Source organism: Marinobacter lipolyticus (assembly GCF_018424605.1).
In the GTDB taxonomy this organism is placed as follows: Bacteria; Pseudomonadota; Gammaproteobacteria; order Pseudomonadales; family Oleiphilaceae; genus Marinobacter; species Marinobacter lipolyticus_B.
In genome coordinates, this window is record NZ_QTKT01000002.1 from 346,940 (window position 1) to 369,489 (window position 22,550).

Sequence of the window (22,550 nt, forward strand, 5' to 3'; positions counted from 1 at the left end):
GATGATCCCCCGCGCCTGCGGGGGATTTGTCGTTCAGGGGCACATTTTGTTTGTTTAAAAAATAGAATGCGGAGTTTTAAAAATGCCTAAGATGAAAACCAAAAGCGGAGCCACCAAGCGGTTCAAGAAAACCGCCACCGGCTTCAAGCACAAGCAGTCCTTCACCAGTCATATCTTGACCAAAAAGAGCCCCAAGCGTAAGCGTCAGCTCCGTGGTACCAAGCTGATTGCCAAGTCTGATGTGGCTTCCATCAAGCGTATGACGGCGTGCTGATTCAGCCGCTAATCATTCCTGCAAAGGTTTAAAGGTAGAAGGATTAAAGTATGGCTCGTGTAAAGCGTGGCGTGGTCGCACGTCGTCGTCACAAGAAGATTCTCAATCAGGCCAAAGGTTATTACGGAGCGCGTAGCCGCGTCTATCGTGTAGCCAAGCAGGCGGTTATCAAAGCCGGTCAGTACGCATACCGTGACCGTCGTAACCGTAAGCGCGCATTCCGCGCTCTGTGGATTGCCCGTATCAACGCGGGTGCCCGCGCTAACGGTCTGTCTTACAGCCGTCTGATCGCTGGTCTGAAAAAGGCTAACGTTGAGATCGATCGCAAGGTTCTGGCCGATCTGGCCATGAACGAGCAGCAGGCATTTGCTGCTGTCGTTGAGAAGGCCAAAGCGTCCCTGTGATCGCTTAAGCTCTTTCATCGATTACCGATCGATCCGGGCGTCTCCATACGTTTATGGCGGCGTTCTCTAATAGGGGAAGGGCGCGCTCTTCCCCTATTTTTGTTTGTAGAAACGTGTTTTAGCACGCCCAATTTCTGGTTTGGAGCAGGGTCAATGGAAAACCTGAAGCAACTGGTTCAGGACGGATTGGCTGCGGTAGAAAGCGCCGACAGCCTGCAGGCACTTGATCAAATTCGTGTCGAATATCTCGGCAAAAAGGGTGTGATCACCCAGCAGGCAAAAACGCTGGGCAAACTGTCCGCGGAAGAACGTCCCGCTGCCGGCCAGAAAATCAACGAGGCCAAGGGCCAGGTAGAGCAGGCCATCAATGCGCGCCGGTCCGATCTGGAGCGCGCCGCCATCGAGCAGAAGCTGGCCAGCGAATCCATTGATGTGACCCTGCCCGGGCGTGGTCAGGATCTCGGAGGCCTGCACCCGGTAACCCGCACTCTGCAGCGTATCGAGCAGTTCTTTTCCCGTGCCGGTTACACCGTGGAGCAAGGGCCGGAAATCGAAGACGATTACCATAACTTCGAGGCTCTCAACATCCCCGGTCATCACCCGGCCCGTGCCATGCACGATACCTTTTATTTTAACCCCGGCACCCTGCTGCGAACCCACACCTCGCCGGTGCAGATTCGCACCATGGAGGCGGGAAAGCCGCCGTTTCGAATGATCTGTCCGGGGCGGGTCTACCGTTGCGACTCTGATATGACCCATACCCCGATGTTTCATCAGGTCGAGGGACTGCTGGTCGAGAAGGATGTCAGTTTCGCCGACCTCAAAAGTACGGTGGAAGAATTCCTGCGGGTATTTTTCGAGCGCGATCTAAAGGTCCGTTTCCGGCCGTCCTATTTCCCGTTTACCGAGCCGTCTGCGGAAGTGGATATCGAGTGGGGACAGGAAGCAGACGGCAGCATCAAGTGGCTGGAAGTCATGGGCTGCGGCATGGTGCATCCGAAAGTATTTGAACATTGCGGTATAGATGCCGAGGAGTACCGTGGCTTTGCGTTTGGTCTGGGCGTAGAGCGTCTGGCCATGCTTCGCTACGGCGTCAACGACCTGCGCATGTTTTTCGAGAACGATCTGCGCTTCCTGCGCCAGTTCCGTTAAAGCGCGACACACGGCAATCGAATCATCAGGCAAAACCGCATCAGGACAAGGCAAAAACCATGAAATTCAGTGAACAGTGGCTGCGCGAGTGGGTTAATCCGGATCTCAACACCCAGGAATTGATGGACCAGATCACCATGGCGGGTCTGGAAGTGGACGGATTCGAGCCGGTGGCCGGGAAGTTCCAGGGCGTTGTCGTTGGCGAGGTTGTGGCGGTGGAGCCACACCCCGATGCCGACAAGCTGCGTGTATGCCAGGTAAGCAATGGCACAGGCTCTGTGCAAGTCGTCTGCGGAGCACCCAACGTTCGGGCGGGGCTCAAGGTGCCCTTTGCCGAGGTCGGTGCGGTTCTGCCCGGGGATTTCCGCATCAAAAAGGCCAAGCTTCGTGGCCAGCCCTCTGAGGGCATGCTGTGTTCCGCGTCGGAGCTGGAGTTGTCCGAGGATCACGCCGGGCTGATGGAGCTGCCTGCCGATGCGCCCGTCGGTGCTTCACTGACGGATTATCTGAAGCTCAATGATGTCACTATCGATGTGGATCTCACGCCCAACCGGGCCGATTGCCTGTCCATCAAGGGCATCGCACGGGAAGTCGGTGTGCTGAACAGCCTGCTGGTGGAGGCGCCGGAGATTGAAGCGGTTCAAGCGGTGCATTCCGACGTGCCGCAAATTGCCGTACAGGCCCCGGCGGGTTGCCCGCGCTACCTCGGGCGCATCCTCCGCAACGTCAATCTCAATGCGCCGACACCGCTGTGGATGCAGGAGAAACTGCGTCGCTCCGGCATTCGGTCTATCGATGCGGCCGTGGACGTAACCAACTACGTCCTGCTCGAGCTGGGTCAGCCGATGCACGCGTTCGACAGGAACAGAATCCAGGGCGGCATTGTGGTACGCATGGCCAAGCAGGGTGAAAAGCTGGTTCTGCTTGACGGTCAGGAAGTCGAACTGACAGCGGAGACGCTGGTCATTGCTGATCACGACAAGCCGGTGGCGATCGCAGGTGTCATGGGTGGCGAGGATTCCGGGGTAGGCCCCGAGACGCGGGATCTGGTGCTGGAATCCGCCTATTTCGACCCCATCACCCTCGCCGGCAAGGCCCGCCATTACGGTTTGCACACGGACGCTTCCCATCGTTTTGAACGCGGGGTGGATTACCAGCTGGCGCGGGATGCCATGGAACGTTGCACGGCGTTGCTGATGAGCATCGTGGGCGGCGAGCCGGGGGAGATCGTCGAGGTGGCCAGCGAATCGCATCTGCCGAAAAGCAGGGTGATTGACCTTCGTGAGCGCCGTCTGGCCGATGTGCTCGGCCTGGCGATTGACCGCACCACGGTTGAAGAAATCCTCAGCAGGCTGGGTCTTCATATCGACAAACTGCTCAGGGACGGCTGGCAGGTGAGTGTACCGTCATTCCGCCCGGATATTTCCATTGAGGAAGACCTGATCGAGGAGGTCGGCCGGATCTATGGCTACAACAACCTGCCGGTGACCGAGCCAGTGGGTTCGCTTGGTCTGCGGGTCGAGGAAGAAGCCGTGCGCCCGGTCTCTGCGATTCAGAATTATTTCGTGGCCTGCGGCTACCAGGAAGCGGTCACTTACAGCTTTGTCGATCCGCGGGTTCAGCAGATGATCGACCCCGAGCGGGAGGGCATTGCGCTGGCAAATCCCATCTCGTCTGATCTTTCCGTGATGAGGACGAGCCTCTGGAGCGGGTTGTTGAAAACCGTTGCTTACAACCAGAACCGCCAGCAGCCCCGCATCCGGCTGTTTGAAACCGGTCTGCGATTTGTAAAGGATGGCGACGGTATCGATCAGCAGCCGATGCTCGCGGGTGTGGTGGTTGGCGACCAACTGCCTGCAAACTGGGCGAACGGTCGCAGAACGGCGGACTTCTTTGATGTAAAAGGAGAATTGGAGAGCCTGTTCCGCCTGCTGGGTATCGACGTGCAGTTTATCGCCAGTCAGCATCCGGCACTGCATCCGGGGCAGACCGCGGAATTGGTTCGGGATGGCGAACACGTTGGATGGATCGGCACGCTGCACCCACAAGTGCAGAAAAATCTTGAACTTAATGGCACGATCCTGATGTTTGAGCTATTCTTGAATTCGATCGTTTCCGGATATGTGCCTAATTTCAAAGAAATTTCAAAATTCCCTGAAGTTCGGCGAGATTTGGCTATCATTATCGGGAACCATGTGGCGTTTGCCGATGTTGAGCGTGTGGCCAAAAAGCACGCCGGGGAACGCCTGACGGCGTTGCGCGCGTTTGATGTCTATGAGGGTGAAAGTCTGGGGGAAGGTAACCGCAGCCTGGCCCTGAGCCTGTTCTGGCAGCATCCTGAACGCACGCTCAATGAAGAAGAGGTGCACTCGCTCTTCACCGGTGTGATTGATGCACTGCAGGAGGAGCTGGGCGCAACATTAAGGAGTTAACAGATGGCGGCTTTGACGAAAGCGGAAATGGCGGAACGCTTGTATGACGAGTTGGGGCTGAACAAGCGTGAAGCCAAGGAAATGGTAGAAGCTTTTTTCGATGAAATCAGAGGCGCTCTCAGCCACAACGAGCAAGTGAAGTTGTCCGGTTTCGGTAATTTTGACCTGCGTGACAAAAAGCAGCGGCCGGGACGGAACCCGAAAACTGGTGAAGAGATTCCCATCAGCGCGCGGCGTGTCGTAACATTTCGACCAGGTCAAAAACTAAAACAGAAAGTAGAAACGTATGCTGGAACCGAGTCATAACAACGAACTGCCCACGATCCCGGGCAAGCGCTACTTCACCATTGGGGAAGTGGCGGAACTGTGTGCGGTGAAAGCCCACGTGCTGCGATATTGGGAGCAGGAATTTCCGCAGCTGTCGCCGGTCAAGCGGCGGGGCAACCGTCGTTACTACCAGCGTGCCGATGTTATTACCATCCGGCAAATACGTAGCCTGCTATATGACCAGGGCTACACCATTGGTGGCGCCAAGCAGAAGCTGAGCAGTCACGAGGTCAAAGACGACACCTCTCAGTACAAGCAACTGATACGCCAGATGATTACCGAGCTGGAAGAGGTGCTGGACGTGCTCAACTCGCCCGTGCGGTGATTCCGAAAAGCTGCTCCAGAAAGAACCGAAGGTACGCCTTCGGTTTTTTTATGCGTTGTGAATATTCATTAATAAGACTTGCTCACATTAACGGATTGGACGAAAGTAAGTTTCTGTAACAGACTGACGTAGAAAGAGGCAGTTCTGTGATTTGTTAGCGATCAGGGTGGTAGCCCGTGGCTTAAGCGCGGCTTGATGATTCGCTGGGAATTTCTTTGGCAAAAGAACACGGATAGGTGCTATGACCGCCGAGACTACCCCGGATCCACTGGTTGTCGGAATTGCCGCATCCGCTGGCGGCCTTGATGCGCTCAAACAGTTACTGAAGCAACTGGATGCGACTGCGGCGCTGTCTATCGTTATCGCCCAGCACCTGTCACCAGATCACGAGAGCATGCTGACCAAGCTTTTGTCGCGGGAGACAAAGCTGAAGGTGTTGAACGCCACCGACGGGGCACCCATTGAGGTTGGCACCGCCTATGTGATCCCGCCTGGCCATAATGCCTCGATTCAGAACCATCAGGTCAGGCTGACCGTCACCGAACAGCATGGTGTGCCCAAGCCGTCCGCAAACGAGTTGTTCGTATCTCTTGCCGAAGCCTATACCACCCGCGCGGTCGGCGTGGTGCTCTCGGGAACCGGCAGCGATGGCGCGCAGGGTTGCCGTGTCATAAAGGCCTACGAAGGATTTACCTTCGCCCAGGATCCCTCGGAAGCTAAGTACGACGGAATGCCGCGATCGGCAATTGAGACCGCCTGTGTCGACAAGGTGTTGACGGTAAAGGACATTGCCAGGCAACTGGTGAGGTTGGCCACGCAAACGGATTTGCCCGCAGAGGAATCGGAACGCAGTGGCAAAAACGAGGCCCTGGCGGGCATTCTGGACATGCTCTCCAAAGAAACCGGCGTTGATTTTACCGAGTACAAGGAAAATACCCTTCAGCGGAGGGTACAGCGTCGCATGGTCGCGACGGATACGTCGAGCTGGATTGAGTACGAGACTTTCGTCAGGGAACACCCGGCTGAGCTGCAACATCTCTATCAGGATTTGCTGATATCGGTCACGGCTTTTTTCCGGGATGGCGGAGCGTTCGAAAAGCTGGGCCAGACGCTCAAGAATATTGTTGAGCATAAACGGCCGGGCGATGAAATCCGCATCTGGGTGGCGGGATGCGCGACCGGAGAGGAGGCATACTCCATTGCCATGCTCCTGCATGAGACCCTGGGAACGGATATTTACGATTACAATGTTCAGATCTTTGCCACCGATATCGATATACCGGCTCTCACTATAGCCCGCCGGGGGCGTTATGAATCCGTGTCGGTCAAGGATCTGTCCAAGGAGCGGCTCGAAAAGTACTTTACCCCGGCCAGTGATGGCTGCCAGGTCAAGAAACACATTCGTGAGATGGTGACCTTCGCGCGTCAGAATCTGGTCGGCGACCCGGCGTTTCTGCGGCTCGATCTGGTGAGTTGCAGAAACGTTCTGATTTACATGAAAGCGGAACTCCAGAAGCAGATTCAGGCGACGTTCCACTATGCGCTGCGACCCGGTGGCTATCTGTTTCTGGGCAAATCCGAATCCCTGCCAGGTAGTGAGCTCTTCGAAGCATCCTCCACGGATAGCCGGGTGCTGATTCGTAACGATGCCGTAGGCAACGAAATCTACCGTCGTTACAAACTGAGTAACCGGTCAATGCAGACCCGACCTCCCATCGCCGAGGAGAACGCCGGCAACACCTATGAGACCTTGGGCGACAAGGTGAATCGTGCCATCTCCCGCCACGTCATGAAGAATGCGTTCGTGGTCGATGAAGCCATGGACATCAAGTTCATCTACGGCGACCTGCGTGAAATCACCAAGATAGGCAAAGGCAAGGCCAGCCTCAACCTGCAGAATATCGTGCATGGCAATCTCCAGCTCGAGTTGAAGAGCCTGCTTTTCAAGGCTCGGAAAGACGGTTCGGTACAGAAATCGCGTCCGATCGCCCACGAGGGGCACCTTTTCTATTTTGAAGTGATCCCTCTGTCAGAGCAGGGCGAGCAGGAATTTCTTTATCTGGTTCGCTACGACATTACAACCATCAAGGGCGATATCACACCGATCCCGGTGGACAAGTCCGACGATCAGGTAGAAAAACTGCAGCTTGAACTGACCGGCATGCGAGAGCACCTTCAAACCGTGATCGAGGAGCTCGAAACCTCCAATGAGGAATTGCAGGCGGTAAACGAAGAGCTGCAGTCCGCCAATGAGGAATTGCAATCCACCAATGAAGAGCTGGAAACCTCCAACGAAGAGCTGCAGTCGACCAACCAGGAACTGACCACGGTTAACGAGGAAATCCAGGTCAAGGCGAGCGAAATCGAGGCACTGCACGCGGACCTGAGCAACCTCCAGCGGAGCTTGCCCCATCCGCTGCTGGCGCTGGACGCCGACCTCAAGGTGCTGCATTTCAACCCGGCGGCAACGGAGATCTTTGCGTTTGATGACGATAGCGCGGGTCAGCCGGTGGATCAGCTGGAGCCGAAGCTGGACTTGCCCAACCTGAAGTTGTTGATTGAGCAGGCCTTCAAAAGCCAGCGTGCGGCATTTGTGCAGATCAAAGGCAACGAACGCAGCTTCGAGCTTTCTGTAAACAGTTATCGCGACGAGAACGGCGAGCTCAGCGGGGTCATCCTGTTGTTCTGGGACAACACCGAACTGCTGAGGATTTACGACTCCCTGCAGCAGGCCTTGCGTGATAACTCCCTGCAGGCCCGCGCCATGGAGGCAGCGGATCAGGGCATTATCATCGTCGATGCCCAGTCTGAAGATATGCCCATTATGTACGTTAATCGGGCGTTCACGGAAATGACGGGCTATGAGCGGGAAGAAGCGCTCGGGCGCAACTGCCGCTTTCTCCAGGGGCCAGACACCGATCCCCGCACCGTGGATGCGATCCGCTCCTGTATCGAAGCCCAGGGGGCCAGCAAGGAATTAATCCTGAACTACAAAAAGGACGGCACTCCGTTCTGGAACCGCCTCAGTGTGTCGCCGGTGGCCAGCGAGGGCAAGCTGACTCACTATCTCGGCATCCAGAGCGATGTCTCTGACATGGTGTACCGACAGAAACAAATGGCTCTGGCCGAAGCGGTTTTCAACAATACCCACGAGAAAATCGCGGTGTTTGACGATAAAAAGCAGCTGGTCTTCCTCAACCGGGCATTTTCCGACTCCCTGATGCCGGCGTCAGATTCCGAACTCTTCGACATCGAAAGCTTTTTCCGCCCTACCGACAAGGACCTTTCGCTGGATACCATCTGGCAAATGGCAGAGCGCGATGGCAAATGGCGGGGCGAGTTGCTGTTCGTGAATGCCGGTGCCATCGAACCTCACTATGTCTCGGTGAGCCCGCTTTATGATGATCTGGACCGGTCGGTCCGTTGGGTGTTTGTCTGTAACGACATTGCTGAACTCAAGGTTCGGGAAGAAGAGCTGCATGAGATGGCGATGTTCGATGAGCTCACTGGGCTTCCCAATCGTTTGCACCTTAATGACCATTTGACCGATACCGTGCTCCGGCACACCCGCGCCGGTACCCGTTTTGCGCTGCTGTTCCTCGATATCGACAAGTTCAAGCGGATCAATGATTCCCTGGGGCATGCCGTCGGTGACTCGATCCTCAAACATTTCGCAGAAACCCTGCACTCGCTGATTCGCGATTGCGACTTTTTCGCGCGGATCAGCGGCGACGAATTCGTCGTGATTATGGACGAGCTGGATGAGATGGAGTGCGCACAGGCCTTTGCCACCCGCATCCTCGAAAGCCTGAAGAGCCCGATCGAGATCGCCGGCGAGAAGCTGTTCATATCCTCAAGCATCGGCATTGCCATTTTCCCGGAGGATGGCGAACGGCAGGATATTCTGCTTCGTAACGCCGACATTGCCATGTACAGAGCAAAGCAGACCGGGCGCGCGAAGTTCAGTTTTGTCGATCCCAAGCGCAGCGATGAAATGCTGGAGCAGTTGCGTGTCGAATACGAGCTGAAAACCACGCTGCAGCAGGGCATCGACAACGGATTGCATCTGGTGTTTCAACCCTATTTCCGCAACGGGGGAGCAGGGCAGTTACTCGGCGTGGAGGCGTTGATCCGCTGGAATCATCCGGAGCTCGGTGCGCTGGGTCCGGTGCCGATTCTCAAGGCAGCGGAGATTGCCCATCTCCAGGAGCGTCTGGACTGCTGGGTTCTGAGCCGGGCAATCGAACAGAGAGAAGCCTGGATCAAGGCGGATGCACGCATGAAGAACCTGCAGATCTCTATCAATATTCATCCGAAGAACCTGTGCAAACTTCATGACCCGCAATACGCCATGCACAAGATTCTCGATGAGACCAACAATCTCGACTGGTTGACACTGGAAGTGACGGAAGAGGCCCTGTTGGTGCGCACCGAGGAACTGGATGAATCGCTGGCGTACCTTGCCACCAAGTCCGTCAAGCTGGCGATTGACGACTTTGGTGCGGGTTACTCGAATTTCAGCTACCTGACCGAAATCGGATACGTTTCCAAGGTGAAACTCGATGGCAAGCTGTTCCGCGAGGTGGAGCATAACGCGGATAAACAGGAAAAAATGTCTGCTCTGATTCAGATGCTGAAATCAATGGGCTTTGAAACCGTCGCGGAAGGGATAGAAACCGAGGAAGCGCACCGGATTCTCAACAAGATGGCCTGTAGCACGCTGCAGGGCTTTTATCTGAGCCGGCCAGTGCAGGAGTCGGCAATTCGGGAAATGACGGCGGCCCGTTACTCCGGCGCCGCTGTCTGAAAACAACAAAGCCCGGACCTTGCGGTGCCGGGCTCTGTTCGGAGATTTGGTCGGGACGGTAGGATTTGAACCTACGACCCCTTGCACCCCATGCAAGTGCGCTACCAAGCTGCGCTACGCCCCGAAACGCTATAACCCACTGTGACTGGCTCGAAGATGAGAGTTATCTCAGTGGCTTAGCGGGAGCGAAGTCTACACCAGCCCCCAACAAAAATAAACAGGGTTTTCCCATTAACCGCAAATTTTAGCGCAGTTTGGTTTCCCGCAACTGAAGCACGAATTCGGGTGGGCCGAAGGTATTGGCATCGGCTTCCGGCCAGTACTTGTCGAAGACCGTCAGGCCGGTTTTTCCCTCCAGCAAGGCGCCGGGTGAGAGGAACGGGAGCATGTCCATGTAGGACTGAACTTCGGTTTTCGACGTGCGCTGGATGATGTGTTCCGGGCCAAGCTCCGAAGGGTGGCGCAGGCCGGATGCTTGCAACAGATTTTGCAGGGCATCCAGGGTGTTCTTGTGGAAGTTGTATACGCGCTCGCTTTTATCCGGAACATCGAGTTTGTTGCCGCGCCGTGGGTCCTGGGTAGCCACACCGCTGGGGCAGCGGCCAGTGTGGCAGTTGAGCGCCTGGATGCAGCCAAGAGCAAACATATAGCCACGGGCGGAATTGCACCAGTCGGCGCCGAGTGCCAGTGTGCGTGCGATATTAAAGGCTGATGTGATCTTGCCCGCCGCGCCGATGGCGATGTCTTCCCTCAAATGGGTGCCGACCAGCGTGTTGTGAACCAGTAGCAGGGCTTCCTTCATTGGCATGCCGAGCCGGTTGATGAATTCCAGTGGGGCCGCACCGGTGCCCCCTTCGCCGCCATCCACTACGATAAAGTCCGGTTTCATGCCGGTTTTCAGCATGGCTTTGACGATAGCAAACCACTCCCAGGGGTGGCCGATTGCGAGCTTGAAACCCACGGGCTTGCCGCCAGAAAGTTCCCGCAGGCGCTCAATAAACTCCAGTAGTTCGATGGGTGTATCGAACGCGGAGTGCCGGGCCGGAGAAACCACGTCCTCACCCACTGCGACACCCCGGGCTTCGGCGATTTCCGGGGTAACTTTCGCCCCGGGCAGAATGCCTCCATGCCCCGGTTTGGCCCCCTGAGATAGTTTGAGCTCTATCATTTTTACCTGGTCCAGGGTGGCGTTTTTCTCGAACATCTCCTCGTTAAAGGTGCCGTCCGGGTGACGGCATCCGAAATAGCCCGAGCCGATTTCCCACACCAGATCTCCGCCGGGTTGGCGATGGTAGCGGGAAATGGAGCCCTCACCGGTGTCGTGGTAGAAGTTGCCCTTCTCCGCACCGGCATTCAGGCTGAGGATCGCATTGGCGGAGAGCGACCCAAAGCTCATGGCGGAAATGTTGAACACGCTGGCGCTGTAGGGTTTCGCGCACTGCCTGCCGATGAGAATCCGAAAATCGCTGCTGTCCAGACGGGTGGGATTGAGGGAATGGCTCATCCATTCATAGCCTTCATCGTACGTGCTTAGTTGTGAACCGAATGGCCGCTTATCCAGCACGTTCTTGGCACGTTGGTAGACAATGGTTCGCTGTTCGCGGGAGAAGGGCCGCTCTTCGGTGTCAGACTGGATAAAGTACTGGCGAATCTCCGGTCCGATGGATTCCAGAAAGTAGCGGAAATTGGCAAGAATCGGGTAGTTGCGGCTGAGGGTGCGCTTGCGTTGCAGAAGATCCCAGATACCCACCGCGGTCAGGGTCCCGAAGATGACCGGCAGAAGATACCACCCCCGGAGGTAGTAGCTCAGCGGCGCTGTAACCAGCAACCCCGCAACACTGAGGGCAAAGGTGGTGTACCTGATCGGGAAAGTTGTGGTCTTCTCCATCGTGTCCTCTATTTTGCAATGACCGATCAATCCAGTGTACAGAAATACGGTACAAACCGTTGAAGCGATTGCCGCGGCCGGTGCGGGTCTGACGGCGGCGGGAGGACCATAACTGGTCTATGCTTTGTCGGGCTTGCCCGGAAAGTAACAACTGATCGCATTTTGATGTTTTGAGTTCAAAATATTAGACTTGCGTTTTCTGAACCCATGAATCTTAATTTTCAGTAATCCCAACACAACAGGAGGCTCCAAACGTGGGCGACGTTGTAAAAGACGAGTACCAGACGGATTACGTCGCGGGCCAGGATAATATAAATCCCCTGGGCCTCGACCTACATGCACCTGTATTCCCGATCACGGCGATACTGGTGATTCTTTTTGTCGTCGGAACGCTGATGTTTCCGGGAGAGGCGAAGACCCTCCTCGACGGTGCCAAGCTGAGCATTATTGAAACCTTTGACTGGTTTTTCCTGCTGAGCGCCAACGTGTTCGTGGTGGTCTGCCTGGCGCTGATCTTTATGCCCGTTGGTAAGATTCGTATCGGTGGTATGGATGCCAAGCCGGAATTTTCCACTCTGTCGTGGTTTGCCATGCTGTTCGCGGCAGGCATGGGCATCGGCCTGATGTTCTGGGCGGTTGCTGAACCAACGGCCTATTACACCGGGTGGTATGGCACGCCGTTCAACGTTGATCCGAACACCCCAGAGGCGCTCGATCTGGCCATGGGCGGCACCATGTACCACTGGGGCCTTCACCCCTGGGCAATCTACGCCATTGTGGCCCTGTCGCTGGCATTCTTTGCCTACAACAAGGGCATGCCGCTGACCATCCGCTCTGCCTTCTTCCCGCTCCTGCGTGACCGGGTCTGGGGCTGGCCGGGTCATATCATTGACGTGCTGGCGGTGGTTGCGACCATCTTCGGTCTTGCGACGTCCCTCGGGTTCGGTGCCCAGCAGGCGGCGTCCGGTCTCGATTACCTTTTCGGGGTTTCCTCTGGCATTAACACCCAGATGGCTATCATCACCGGCGTCACCGCGGTGGCCCTCATATCGGTACTGCGCGGCCTTGACGGCGGCGTAAAGATTCTCAGTAACTTCAATATGATTCTGGCAGCGATTCTGCTGTTCTTCGTTATCTTTGCCGGTCCCACGATGGCGATCATCGAGACCTTGTGGACGACCTCCTCGACCTACGTGGCTAATCTGATCCCGTTGAGCAACCCGTTTGGACGTGAAGACCAGACCTGGTTCCACGGCTGGACTGTGTTCTACTGGGCATGGTGGATTTCCTGGTCACCGTTCGTAGGTATGTTTATCGCCCGTGTTTCCAAGGGTCGTACGGTACGTGAGTTCGTAACTGCGGTGCTGATCATCCCGACCGTCATTACCGTGGTGTGGATGAGTACCTTCGGTGGCTCTGCGCTTGAGCAAATCACACAGGGTATCGGTGAGCTGGCCGAGAATGGTCTGACCGATGTGTCACTGGCCATGTTCCAGATGTTCGCAAACCTGCCTCTGACCGGCATTCTGTCTTTCGTGGGCATTATTCTGGTGCTGGTGTTCTTTGTGACCTCTTCGGATTCCGGTTCATTGGTAATCGACAGCATCACCGCCGGTGGTAAAACCGACGCGCCGACCGCTCAGCGTGTGTTCTGGGTGGTAATGGAAGGTGCGATTGCTGCCGCGCTGATTTTTGGTGGCGGTGCAGACGCTCTGGGCGCCATTCAGGCAACTGCGATCTCGGCTGGCCTTCCCTTTACGCTAATCCTGCTGATCATGACTTGGGGCCTGCTCAAGGGCCTGACTCATGAGCGCAAACTGCTGATTGCGGAAGGTAAGCTGTAAGCCTGGCAAACAGGCATGAAAAAACCGGAGCCATGGCTCCGGTTTTTTTATGTCTGTTGGATGGAAGTCCGCTGATTCAGTGCCGGGCCGCAAACATTTCCATGGCGTAACGGGCCCGCGCTTCGGGAGTGAAGTGATGCCTCTTCAGGTTCTCAATGGCGTTCAGTCGCGGCAGCAGGCCGCGCCCATTGGCCATCTGAATGGCCAGCCCCGGTCGCGCATTGAGCTCCAGCAACAGCGGTCCGTCATTGACGTCCACCACCAGATCCACGCCCATATAGCCCAAGCCAGTGGCCTCATAGCACCGGGACGCCATAATCAGCATCTCTTCCCAGTCGGTAATGTGGATGTTGTCGAGGGCGAGCCCGGTATCCGGGTGAAGGGTGATGGGGCGATTGAACTGAACCGAGTTCAGGCTGTGGCCACTGCCAATATCCAGCCCCACACCAACGGCGCCCTGGTGGAGGTTGGCCTTGCCATCGGAGGCCTTGGTCGCCAGGCGCAGCATGGCCATGACCGGGTAGCCCTGGAAAATCACAATGCGGATATCCGGCACACCCTGAAACGAGTATTTCGCCAGTTCCGGCACCGATTGCACCAGGTTCTCGACGATGGCGACGTCGGGGGTGCCCGCCAGTGAGTACAGGCCGGCCAGAATGTTGGACAGATGTCGCTCAAGGTAAGCGGCCTGAACGCGAGCGCCGGACGCCTTGATGAATTCCTCCTCGTCGCGACCGGTAATCACGGTAATGCCCTTACCGCCAGAGCCCTTGGCTGGTTTGATGGCGAAGCCGCTCAAGTCTTCGGCCATCTCGCGGAAGCCGGAAATCTCATGTTGCTGGCGCACCACCTGCAGCAGCTTAGGGGTCTTCACCCCGTATTCGGCCACCACAAGCTTGGTTTTCAGCTTGTTGTCCACCAGCGGGTAGGAGGTCCGGTCATTGTACCGGGAAATGTAATCCACATTTCGCCGGTTCATGTTCAGCATGCCCAGGCGGTTCAGGGCGCGGGGTGAAATCCAGCCCATCAGTCGTAAGCCTTCATCGGCGTGAAGCGGCGCAACTCACTCAGTTTGTAGCCGGTGTACTGTCCCATCAGCAGGATCAGGCCGAGCACCGCAAAGTGAAGCTCCGGGAAATTGAAGGTCAGGTGGCGCGACAAAGGTGCGTCCATCAACAGAAACGCGCAGATAGCCACAAACAGGCTGCCGGCACCCTGAACCATGACTTCGTGGGCGCCTTCTTCCTCCCACAGGATCGACATGCGCTCGATGGTCCAAGCGATGATCACCATCGGGAAGAAGGTGACCGTCATTCCGGTGTTAAAGCCCATGTGGTAACCGGCGATACTCAGCCCGGCGGTGATGAAAATCACCAGGATGATCAGCGCGGAAATCCGCGACACCAGCAGCAGGTTCAGGCTGGACAGATAGCCCCGCATCAGCAGGCCGATGGCGACCACCGAGGTGAATGCAATAAGCCCCGGAATCAGCGTAGTCTGAACAAATGCTACGGCAATCAGCACCGGCATGAAGGTGCCGGATGTGCGAATGCCGATCACGATCCGCATGAACGCCACCATCAGGGCGCCCAGGGGCAGTAGCAGAAGCATGCGGAACATACCCTGTTCTTCGATCGGCAGCTGGTAGAGGCTCAGAAAGCCAAAGCCGTTTTCGTCGGACTGCATGACGGCCAGTTGCAGCGCCGGAATGGTCTGCCTGAGCATCGAAAAACTGACGTCTGACCCTTCACCGCCGACCACGTCGAGCAGGGATTCCGCTCCCTGTCGCCATAGCAGCACGTTTTCAGGCAGGCCCTGTTCCGCGGTTCTGGGGTCGTAGGTGAGCCATTCTTCGCCGTTGAATATCTGCAGGTACGGGTTGAGGGCCTGACGACGTCGTGCGTCTTCCAGGTTGAGGCCGTCAGCGGTTCTGGCGGGAATACCGGCGTGGTTGAGCATGCGCACCAGCAGGTCCAGGTAGTTGGCGCCTGTCACCAGCAGCGTGGTGTTCTGGGCCTGGTCGTCTTCGGGTTGCAACAGGCGTATCAGCTCCCGGGTCAGGCTTTCCGGTGTGCTTGAGCGCTGCTCAGCCTGTTGCAGTATTTCCCGAACCGCCGTGGCCTGGGGCTCCTCCCAGAACACAGCGATGGGCTTGGGCGCTTTGCTCGGGCGATCCCGGTTGGCGTTGGGGTCGGGAATGAACTGGGTCTTGAAGTACAGGGTTTGCTCGCCGAGCACGTCGCGCTTGCTCCACTCGGCGCGCCGGCTGCCATCCTTCTCCACCACCGAGAAGCCGTACCCGGGAGAGGCGGCCTGTTCGGACAGAATGCGGAAACCCGGGGACTGTTCCGGAATGTTGAGGCTGGCGAGCACCGGCTCGCCAGTGGCCTCGAAATCAATGCGGGCTTCCACCATCCACACCGGCTGCTGTTCGCCGGTCAGCCAGGGAATGCCCAGCTCCAGATGCCTCCAGGTGGCGATGGAAATGCCAGCAACAATCAGCAGGACGATGGCGGCGAAAAACGGAATGCGCGAGCGTGCTGTCACGAGTCGTCCTTGTCAGAATTGGTGATCGATTCCGGAAGTTTGGTTGCGAATTCCTTGCCGACGTCGATCAGCATCACATCCCGCAGTATGTTGCGACCAATCAGCACGGTATGGCTGAGGTGGCCACGATCCGTCAGGGTAAATTCCGCGACCTGCTGATGGTCGCCAATGGCGAATTGCAACTCGACCACCACACGACGATCGGCCTCGTCGGCGCTACTCTGAATAACCTTTACCCGGCGGGAGATTTCCTTTTCCATGGTGACGAATTCGTCGGTTTTCGGCACCGGCACGTCGAAACGCACCCAGTTACTGCCGTCCCGTTCGAAGCGGGTAATGTTACGGGCATCCAGCGAGGAGGTTTCAGCGCCGCTGTCGATGCGCGCGTCGTAGACCAGCCCGGGGCCGGCCAGATAGAATTTTTCCAGTTCGCCGACAATCACCTTGCCCTTGAGACGGTCAGCACGACCCCGGTCCTCCTGGGTGGCGCGGGAGGGCGGTGGGCAGGCCTGAGCAGCCACAACCGGGCACTTGGGTTTCTCGACTTTTTGTTCGATTGCGTCAAGGATGCTCTGGGTAGACTCGCTGTTCGCCCGAAGGGCCCTTTCATGGCGGGCATGGGCATTGTCTTCCATGGTGACCAGAGTGGCCCGCTGGATCTGCATAGAGCCCTTGAGTTCACCAAGGTCATCCTTGGGAACCATCAGGTAACGATCCGTAGAGCAGCCAGACACCGTGAACAGGAAAGCGAGGACAGCCAGTGGCTTTCCGTAACCGAAACGCGTTGAGAACATGTAAAACCCCTGAACCTGCGGACCTCTCAATCTACTAGCTTAGGCCCGCCATGAAGACCTGCAAGCAAATGCAGTAAGATACTTGCAGCGGGAGTATACAACAAGCGATGTGTGTGTTCGCTTTACAGTTGATTAAGGGTAGGAAAATTTTACAATTTTGCGCAGTTTTTCAGGCTTTGCTGATGAAATGCTGGTGCCCCAGCACTTCTTCCGAGCGCAGGTACTCCTGAATCACCGGGGAACAGTTGAGATAGAAGAGCAGCAGTTCCCGCTGAACATCCTGATCCTGTATCCGTGACGCGAAATGAATCAGTTCACGAATGGCCTCATCACCGGCCGTACCTGAATCTTCAAAGCCCATGCTGTAGCGTTTCTTGAGCAGTGCAGTCAGTCTTTCCAGGTGAAATTCACCGGTATGGGTAATGTGCGGCAGCAGCTTGAAGCCGTCAGCACCACCGACGCCCACCAACGAATCCTGGGCGCCAACGCAACCGGATTGCGAGAATTCGGATTCCAGTTTTCTCCAGAGCTCTTTCAACATGTTGACCACCTGGACGGAACACTCTTTCCTTTTAGTTTATATTACGGTCTGAGTCCATAAGTGGATGCAACGCACAGGAGGATAATGTGCCCGAGGCTATCGCAGAAACGATCCGGAACCAGCCCGGCTTTGTTACCGTTGTCGCCGCGCTGGTGGTGTTGGTCGGATTGCTGATGATCCTGTTGCTGCGCAACAGCCGCGGGCAGATTGCCCGACTGATGGCGGAAAATGCAGAGCAGGCACAGCGGCTGGACGACCTGGTGGGTGAGCTGGGCGATGCCCGGGTAATGATGCGGGAGTACGAAGTGACCCTGGCCGCCGAACGCAGGGCCACTTCCGAAAAGGTGTCGCTGCTGGAACGCAATCGCGACGCATTGAAGCAGGAGTTCGAAAACCTCGCCAACCGCATTTTTGACCAGAAGAGCGAGCGTTTCGCCCAACAGAACCGCACCAGTCTTGACTCTTTGCTCAATCCGTTTCGCGACCAGCTGCAGGATTTCCGCAAGCGGGTGGAGGACGTGTACACCTCCGAAACCCGCGATCGTCAGGCATTGCGAAGTGAAATCAAATCCTTACAGGACCTTAACCGACAGATCACCGAAGAGGCTGCTAATCTTGCGCGCGCTCTGAAAGGTGACAAGAAGATCCAGGGCAACTGGGGGGAGCTGATTCTGGAGCGGGTTCTGGAGCGCTCAGGCCTGCGCAAAGGGGTAGAGTACGACACCCAGGGCAGCTATCGCGACAGTGACAACCAGCTGCTGCGTCCCGATGTGGTGGTACACCTGCCGGATAACCGCCATCTGGTGGTGGATTCCAAGGTGTCGCTGGTGGCCTACCAGCAGTGGGTCAATGAAGAAGACGATGCCGTCCGCGCAGAGCGGCTGCGAGAGCACGTGGAAGCGGTGCGAGCTCACATTCGCACCCTCAGCGAAAAAGACTACAGCCAGCTGAACGGCCTGCATTCGCCGGACTTTGTGTTGCTGTTCATGCCCATCGAGCCGGCGTTTGTGGCAGCGTTTCAGCAAGACGAGAACCTCTTCGCAGAAGCCTTCGAGCGAAAGATTATTGTGGTAACACCCACCACGTTGCTGGCCACGCTGAGAACCATTGAAAACATCTGGCGCTATGAGCGCCAGAGCCAGAACGCGAGGCGCATTGCCGACCGGGCAGGTGCGGTCTATGACAAGCTGAGGGTGTTTGTGGAATCCATGGAAAAGCTCGGCGCCCAGCTGCACACCGCCCAGGGCAGCTACGAAGCAGCCATGAACACGCTGACCCGGGGTCGCGGTAATCTGGTGTCGCAGGCCAACCGCTTTGTGGAGCTGGGGGTTCGTGTTAAAAAAGAACTGCCCCGGGGCATCCTCGAGCAGGCGGAAGTGGATCCGGATGACGAGAGCGAACCCCAGGAGCCGGCGCAGGAAACGGCCCGCATGAATGAATTTGCGGGCAATCATCAGGAGTAGTGGTCATGTTGAATGTATTCCGAACCGGGCGTTCAGCCCTTCGAAGCCTGGTGCTGGCCTCGGTGCTGGTGAGTGTGAACGCCCAGGGTACTGCCCTGGCGCCGGAACACGAGGTGCGGCGGCTGATGCTGGCTACCGAAGAGGCGGTGGCCGGCGGTAACTGGGGGCAGGCCGGAGAGTATCTGAATCGTCTGCAGCGCCTGGAAGGTGAAAAGCCGGTGGATTACTACTATTACCGCGGACGGGTCATGCAGGAATCTGCGCACCTGAACGAGGCGCAGTCGGCGCTGGAGTCCTATGTGGCCAGGGCCGGAGTGGAAGGCTCCCATTACCAGGATGCGCTGAAACGTATTACTGCCATTGAAAGGGCGCGCACGGATCGTTCGCGGCAGGCTCAGGCGCAGCCAGATCAGAGCCAGCCGGTGGCCGTTATCGAGCCGGCTGGTCAGCAGGCGCTGGCCGATCTGAAAAGTCTCTATCTGGTGGATTCCGACCGTGAGGCGCTGACCCTGCACCTCAACAGCCTGCTGGATCTCGCCGGTTGGCGGGCAGATCAACGCGTGGTCCGGATTGATGTGCCGGCCGACATCAGTTACCGGGTTGCCGCCGGTGCCAGTTTGATCGAGATTCAGGAGTCCAACCGGGAAGGCAACAACCGGATCAGCAAAAACACCCAGACCATCGAAGTCTATGGTGTCAGCCCACAGGTTGAATGGGATTGTCAGGGGGCGACCTGCTGGATTTACGACCCGCGTGACGGCTCGCGCCTGATGAAACTGGGGCCAGCTCAGGACCGCGCTGCGGAAATTGCCAGTACGCTGGGGCGGTTGATCAAGGCGCTGCAGAGCCCGGGCTGACGGCCCGCCAACCAATCACTCGGTGCCGCGCCGCTCTCCTTCGCGGTAGGCACCGGGCGTTACTCCGGTCCACTTCTTGAAGGCCCGATGGAAGGTGGATGGCTCCGTGAACCCCACCTTACTGGCAATGTCGTTGATGGGCAGATCCTGTCGCCCCAGGTAGTAGATTGCCATGTCCCGCCGCAGCAGATCCTTGATCTCCTGAAACGAGGTGTTTTCCTGCTTGAGCCGCCGGCGCAGGGTTTGCGGGCTGGTGTGCAGTTCCGCCGCAATCCACTCGAAATCCGGCAGGGGTTTCGAGAAATCCCGGCCAATCAACGCACGAATGCGGCCAGTGAAGGTATTGCTCTCGTCAGGGCGTGACAGCAGGTCTGCCGGGGAGGTTTTCAGGAACTGGCGCATCTCCGGTCGGTCGCGGATCACCGGGGCCGAGAGGAACCGTTTGTCGAAGGTCAGCGCGGTGCGGCTGGCCTCGAATTCCAGCGGGCAGTGGAAGATGTGGCGGTATTCATCGCCATGAACCGGGCGGGGGTAGTCAAATTCCGCTTTCTGCAGTTCCACCGGCTGACCGATCAACCAGCTTCCCAACCGGTGCCAGATCACCAGAAGGCTCTCGCGCATGAAATACTGGGGGTCGTTGATCTCGCCCTCGATCACGGTCACCAGCCGCGCTACTTTGTCGTCCACCTCGAGTTCCATGGTGACCATGGGTTCGAACAGGCGCGAGAACTGAAACGCCTGGCGGTAAACCGATTCGAGTGTCGGGCAGTCAATCACCAGCGCGCACATGGTGGCAAAGGTACCGGCCCGGCATTTCCGAGGCCCCAACCCCATAAACTCGTCGTCCATGCGGTTCCAGAGCACCTGCATCAAGCGGCTGAACTGGTCGCTGTTTACGCGTGCCATTTCAATTTTCAGCAGGTCAGGCGAAATACCAGCTGCCCGCAGCATGTCGCGGGTGTCGAAACCGGCTCGCTCTGCGCCAATCAGGGCAGCCTCTACAAAATGTCGTGAAACCGTCAGGTTAGACATGCCACTCGAAATTCCTGGAAAAACGAAGTCCATCATAAAACCCCCCGGCGACAATGCAACCGGCAGGTGCCCGAAAAACTGGCAGAAATGGCCAACCGGAATGACGGAACACGCAGTTGGCCTCTCTGGAAAAAACGGTCAGGATAGAATCCATAACCAACAAGGAGAACACCATGGCAGGCCCATTAACCTCATTGAAAGTACTCGATTTCAGCACTCTGTTGCCCGGCCCCTACGCCACCATGCTGCTGGCGGACATGGGCGCGGATGTACTGCGCGTGGAAGCGCCGGACCGTATGGACCTGACCCGAGTAATGCCTCCCCACGATGGCGGCGTGAGCACGGCCCACGGCTTCCTGAATCGCGGCAAGCGATCGCTGGGGCTGGATCTGAAGAAAGAGGGCAGTACCGATGTCATCAAGGATCTGGTCAAAGAGTACGATGTGGTCATTGAGCAGTTCCGGCCGGGGGTTATGGACCGTCTGGGGATCGGCTATGAAACCCTCAAAGCCATCAACCCCGGGCTGATTTACTGCGCCATCACCGGCTACGGCCAGACCGGCCCGTATCGGCACCGCGCAGGGCATGACATCAACTACCTTTCACTGGCCGGCGTCTCCAGCCACTGTGGGCGCGCTGACAGCGGTCCGCCACCGATGGGTATCCAGGTTGCCGACGTGGCCGGTGGTTCCCACCACGCGGTGATGGGCATACTGGCGGCGGTGGTTCACCGGCAGCAGACCGGGGAAGGGCAGTTCGTGGATGTGAGCATGACGGACGCGGCGTTTGCCCTGAATGCCATGTCTGGCGCCGCCAGCCTCGCTGGTGGTCAAGAGCAGAAACCGGAAGGCGGCATGCTCAATGGCGGCAGCTTCTACGACTACTATCAGACCGCGGACGGTCGTTGGCTGTCGATCGGCAGCCTGGAGCCCCAGTTCTCCGCGCGCCTGTGCGATACCCTGGGCCTGCCTGACATGAAGAGCTTTGCCCAAAGCCAGAACCCGGAGCTCCAGCAGAAACTCAAAGGGGCCCTGAAAGCTGCAATCGCGAAGAAAACCCTGGCGGAGTGGCAGCAAACCTTCGCGGAGCAGGACGCCTGCGTGGAGCCGGTGCTGACCATAACCGAGGCCGCCGAGCACCCCCAGCTGGTTGCCCGGGACATGGTGATCGAGGTTCCCAGGGAGGACGGATCCAGCCAGCGCCAGATTGGTTTTCCCATCAAGTTTGGCGTGACGGCCTGCTCGGCCTCTCATGTGGGTCGAAAGTTGGGTGCCGATAACAGCGACATTCTTTAAAGAAATAAGGGAAGGGCGGAAGTTAATAAAGCGTCATTGGCAATTCAGGTCACCCCGGTCTTTAATGACATAGCAGTCAACCATAGATCAAAAAATGATCAAGGAGGTGCCTGATGTATTTTAAAACCCTTAGCCTTTCCGCCCTGATGTCTCTCGCCTTGGCTGTGCCAGCTGCATACGCTGATGATGCGAGCGAGATGGGAGAAGAAGCTGCCGGCGGCAGCGCCAGTGATGTCATGGAAGAGCAAACCACGGGCTCTGCCGGTATGGGCATGCGCTCTGGTTCATTTGAGGAGATGGATGCGAACCAGGACGGTGTGCTGACCGAAGACGAGCTGAACATGTATGGCAGTACAGCCGCTGGCAATCCCGACCAGGAGCGCATGTCCGGGCAGGAAACCCGAGACATGATGATGGAGCTGGATCAGGACAGTGATGGCCAGCTTACTCAGGATGAGTATGAGAGTATGGAGTAAGTCACGCGTGTGACTGGACCCTCATTGATAATGTTCTATCCCCCGGCATCGTGCCGGGGGCTCTTATTTCACTTCTTCCTACCACTCTACTC

The 22,550-nt window shown here is 57.2% G+C and carries 18 protein-coding genes and 1 tRNA gene; 12 read left to right on the forward strand and 7 right to left on the reverse strand.

Going from position 1 to position 22,550, the window contains the following annotated elements:
- Positions 1–82: 82 nt before the first annotated feature.
- From rpmI to DYI22_RS04050, 7 genes are all read left to right on the forward strand, one after another.
- Positions 83–274: a 50S ribosomal protein L35 gene (rpmI, locus tag DYI22_RS04020; RefSeq protein ID WP_007151842.1), complete on the forward strand. Its 192-nt coding sequence runs from the start codon at positions 83–85 to the stop codon at positions 272–274.
- Positions 275–324: 50 nt separating this feature from the next.
- Positions 325–678: a 50S ribosomal protein L20 gene (rplT, locus tag DYI22_RS04025; RefSeq protein WP_011785532.1), complete on the forward strand. Its 354-nt coding sequence runs from the start codon at positions 325–327 to the stop codon at positions 676–678.
- A 153-nt stretch (positions 679–831) separates the two neighbouring features.
- Positions 832–1,830, forward strand: coding sequence for a phenylalanine--tRNA ligase subunit alpha (gene pheS, locus DYI22_RS04030; RefSeq protein ID WP_213476747.1), 999 nt, complete (start codon positions 832–834; stop codon positions 1,828–1,830).
- Positions 1,831–1,889: 59 nt separating this feature from the next.
- Positions 1,890–4,262 carry a phenylalanine--tRNA ligase subunit beta gene (gene pheT, locus DYI22_RS04035; RefSeq protein WP_213476748.1) on the forward strand — a complete coding sequence of 791 codons (2,373 nt, stop codon included), beginning with the start codon at positions 1,890–1,892 and terminating at the stop codon, positions 4,260–4,262.
- A 3-nt stretch (positions 4,263–4,265) separates the two neighbouring features.
- Complete coding sequence (ihfA, locus tag DYI22_RS04040; RefSeq protein WP_213476749.1) at positions 4,266–4,568, forward strand: integration host factor subunit alpha; 303 nt, start codon at positions 4,266–4,268, stop codon at positions 4,566–4,568.
- Complete coding sequence (locus DYI22_RS04045; protein ID WP_213476750.1) at positions 4,549–4,914, forward strand: MerR family transcriptional regulator; 366 nt, start codon at positions 4,549–4,551, stop codon at positions 4,912–4,914. The genes ihfA and DYI22_RS04045 overlap by 20 nt, the downstream gene beginning before the upstream one ends.
- A 241-nt stretch (positions 4,915–5,155) precedes the next feature.
- Positions 5,156–9,721 carry a chemotaxis protein CheB gene (locus tag DYI22_RS04050; RefSeq protein WP_213476751.1) on the forward strand — a complete coding sequence of 1,522 codons (4,566 nt, stop codon included), beginning with the start codon at positions 5,156–5,158 and terminating at the stop codon, positions 9,719–9,721.
- 47 nt (positions 9,722–9,768) lie between these two features.
- Here the strand turns inward: DYI22_RS04050 and DYI22_RS04055 are convergent.
- Together DYI22_RS04055 and DYI22_RS04060 are read right to left on the reverse strand one after the other, a co-directional pair.
- Positions 9,769–9,845, reverse strand: a tRNA-Pro gene (locus DYI22_RS04055).
- A 120-nt stretch (positions 9,846–9,965) separates the two neighbouring features.
- Complete coding sequence (locus DYI22_RS04060) at positions 9,966–11,609, reverse strand: FMN-binding glutamate synthase family protein (protein WP_213476752.1); 1,644 nt, start codon at positions 11,607–11,609, stop codon at positions 9,966–9,968.
- A gap of 254 nt (positions 11,610–11,863) precedes the next feature.
- Here DYI22_RS04060 and DYI22_RS04065 point away from each other — a divergent pair, with 254 nt between their 5' ends.
- The gene (locus tag DYI22_RS04065; RefSeq protein ID WP_213476753.1) at positions 11,864–13,453 is read left to right on the forward strand and encodes a BCCT family transporter; all 1,590 of its coding nucleotides are present in this window, start codon (positions 11,864–11,866) and stop codon (positions 13,451–13,453) included.
- A 76-nt stretch (positions 13,454–13,529) separates the two neighbouring features.
- Here the strand turns inward: DYI22_RS04065 and DYI22_RS04070 are convergent, their stop codons facing one another.
- The 4 genes from DYI22_RS04070 to DYI22_RS04085 form a co-directional block, all read right to left on the reverse strand.
- Positions 13,530–14,480, reverse strand: a complete 951-nt coding sequence (locus tag DYI22_RS04070) for an alpha-L-glutamate ligase-like protein (RefSeq protein ID WP_213476754.1) — start codon at positions 14,478–14,480, stop codon at positions 13,530–13,532.
- Positions 14,480–16,000: an inactive transglutaminase family protein gene (locus DYI22_RS04075; RefSeq protein ID WP_213476755.1), complete on the reverse strand. Its 1,521-nt coding sequence runs from the start codon at positions 15,998–16,000 to the stop codon at positions 14,480–14,482. Before DYI22_RS04075 ends, DYI22_RS04070 begins: the two co-directional genes overlap by 1 nt.
- Positions 15,997–16,794 (reverse strand): ATP-dependent zinc protease, encoded by a 798-nt coding sequence (locus DYI22_RS04080; RefSeq protein WP_228300773.1) that lies wholly within the window; start codon positions 16,792–16,794, stop codon positions 15,997–15,999. Before DYI22_RS04080 ends, DYI22_RS04075 begins: the two co-directional genes overlap by 4 nt.
- Before the next feature lie 169 nt (positions 16,795–16,963).
- On the reverse strand, positions 16,964–17,335 hold the full coding sequence (locus DYI22_RS04085) for a hypothetical protein (RefSeq protein WP_213476756.1): 372 nt from the start codon (positions 17,333–17,335) through the stop codon (positions 16,964–16,966).
- A gap of 173 nt (positions 17,336–17,508) precedes the next feature.
- On the opposite strand from DYI22_RS04085, the gene DYI22_RS04090 reads away from it, so the two are divergent.
- Both DYI22_RS04090 and DYI22_RS04095 read left to right on the forward strand, forming a co-directional pair.
- Complete coding sequence (locus DYI22_RS04090; protein WP_213476888.1) at positions 17,509–18,798, forward strand: DNA recombination protein RmuC; 1,290 nt, start codon at positions 17,509–17,511, stop codon at positions 18,796–18,798.
- A gap of 5 nt (positions 18,799–18,803) precedes the next feature.
- A complete protein-coding gene (locus DYI22_RS04095; RefSeq protein WP_213476757.1) occupies positions 18,804–19,655 on the forward strand; it encodes a hypothetical protein in 852 nt (283 codons plus the stop codon).
- A gap of 15 nt (positions 19,656–19,670) precedes the next feature.
- On the opposite strand, the gene DYI22_RS04100 is transcribed toward DYI22_RS04095, so the two are convergent.
- Positions 19,671–20,687, reverse strand: a complete 1,017-nt coding sequence (locus tag DYI22_RS04100; RefSeq protein WP_213476758.1) for an AraC family transcriptional regulator — start codon at positions 20,685–20,687, stop codon at positions 19,671–19,673.
- A 173-nt stretch (positions 20,688–20,860) separates the two neighbouring features.
- On the opposite strand from DYI22_RS04100, the gene DYI22_RS04105 reads away from it, so the two are divergent.
- Together DYI22_RS04105 and DYI22_RS04110 are read left to right on the forward strand one after the other, a co-directional pair.
- Positions 20,861–21,982 (forward strand): CaiB/BaiF CoA transferase family protein, encoded by a 1,122-nt coding sequence (locus tag DYI22_RS04105; protein WP_213476759.1) that lies wholly within the window; start codon positions 20,861–20,863, stop codon positions 21,980–21,982.
- Positions 21,983–22,095: 113 nt separating this feature from the next.
- Positions 22,096–22,458 (forward strand): EF-hand domain-containing protein, encoded by a 363-nt coding sequence (locus tag DYI22_RS04110; RefSeq protein ID WP_213476760.1) that lies wholly within the window; start codon positions 22,096–22,098, stop codon positions 22,456–22,458.
- The last annotated feature ends 92 nt before the right edge of the window (positions 22,459–22,550 follow it).

Coding starts and splice junctions, on each gene's coding strand:
- rpmI (WP_007151842.1), top strand. CDS start 83: ATGCCTAAGATGAAAACCAAAAGCGGAGCCACCAAGCGGTTCAAGAAA.
- rplT (WP_011785532.1), top strand. CDS start 325: ATGGCTCGTGTAAAGCGTGGCGTGGTCGCACGTCGTCGTCACAAGAAG.
- pheS (WP_213476747.1), top strand. CDS start 832: ATGGAAAACCTGAAGCAACTGGTTCAGGACGGATTGGCTGCGGTAGAA.
- pheT (WP_213476748.1), top strand. CDS start 1,890: ATGAAATTCAGTGAACAGTGGCTGCGCGAGTGGGTTAATCCGGATCTC.
- ihfA (WP_213476749.1), top strand. CDS start 4,266: ATGGCGGCTTTGACGAAAGCGGAAATGGCGGAACGCTTGTATGACGAG.
- DYI22_RS04045 (WP_213476750.1), top strand. CDS start 4,549: ATGCTGGAACCGAGTCATAACAACGAACTGCCCACGATCCCGGGCAAG.
- DYI22_RS04050 (WP_213476751.1), top strand. CDS start 5,156: ATGACCGCCGAGACTACCCCGGATCCACTGGTTGTCGGAATTGCCGCA.
- DYI22_RS04060 (WP_213476752.1), bottom strand. CDS start 11,609: ATGGAGAAGACCACAACTTTCCCGATCAGGTACACCACCTTTGCCCTC.
- DYI22_RS04070 (WP_213476754.1), bottom strand. CDS start 14,480: ATGGGCTGGATTTCACCCCGCGCCCTGAACCGCCTGGGCATGCTGAAC.
- DYI22_RS04080 (WP_228300773.1), bottom strand. CDS start 16,794: ATGTTCTCAACGCGTTTCGGTTACGGAAAGCCACTGGCTGTCCTCGCT.
- DYI22_RS04085 (WP_213476756.1), bottom strand. CDS start 17,335: ATGTTGAAAGAGCTCTGGAGAAAACTGGAATCCGAATTCTCGCAATCC.
- DYI22_RS04090 (WP_213476888.1), top strand. CDS start 17,509: ATGATCCTGTTGCTGCGCAACAGCCGCGGGCAGATTGCCCGACTGATG.
- DYI22_RS04095 (WP_213476757.1), top strand. CDS start 18,804: ATGTTGAATGTATTCCGAACCGGGCGTTCAGCCCTTCGAAGCCTGGTG.
- DYI22_RS04100 (WP_213476758.1), bottom strand. CDS start 20,687: ATGTCTAACCTGACGGTTTCACGACATTTTGTAGAGGCTGCCCTGATT.
- DYI22_RS04105 (WP_213476759.1), top strand. CDS start 20,861: ATGGCAGGCCCATTAACCTCATTGAAAGTACTCGATTTCAGCACTCTG.
- DYI22_RS04110 (WP_213476760.1), top strand. CDS start 22,096: ATGTATTTTAAAACCCTTAGCCTTTCCGCCCTGATGTCTCTCGCCTTG.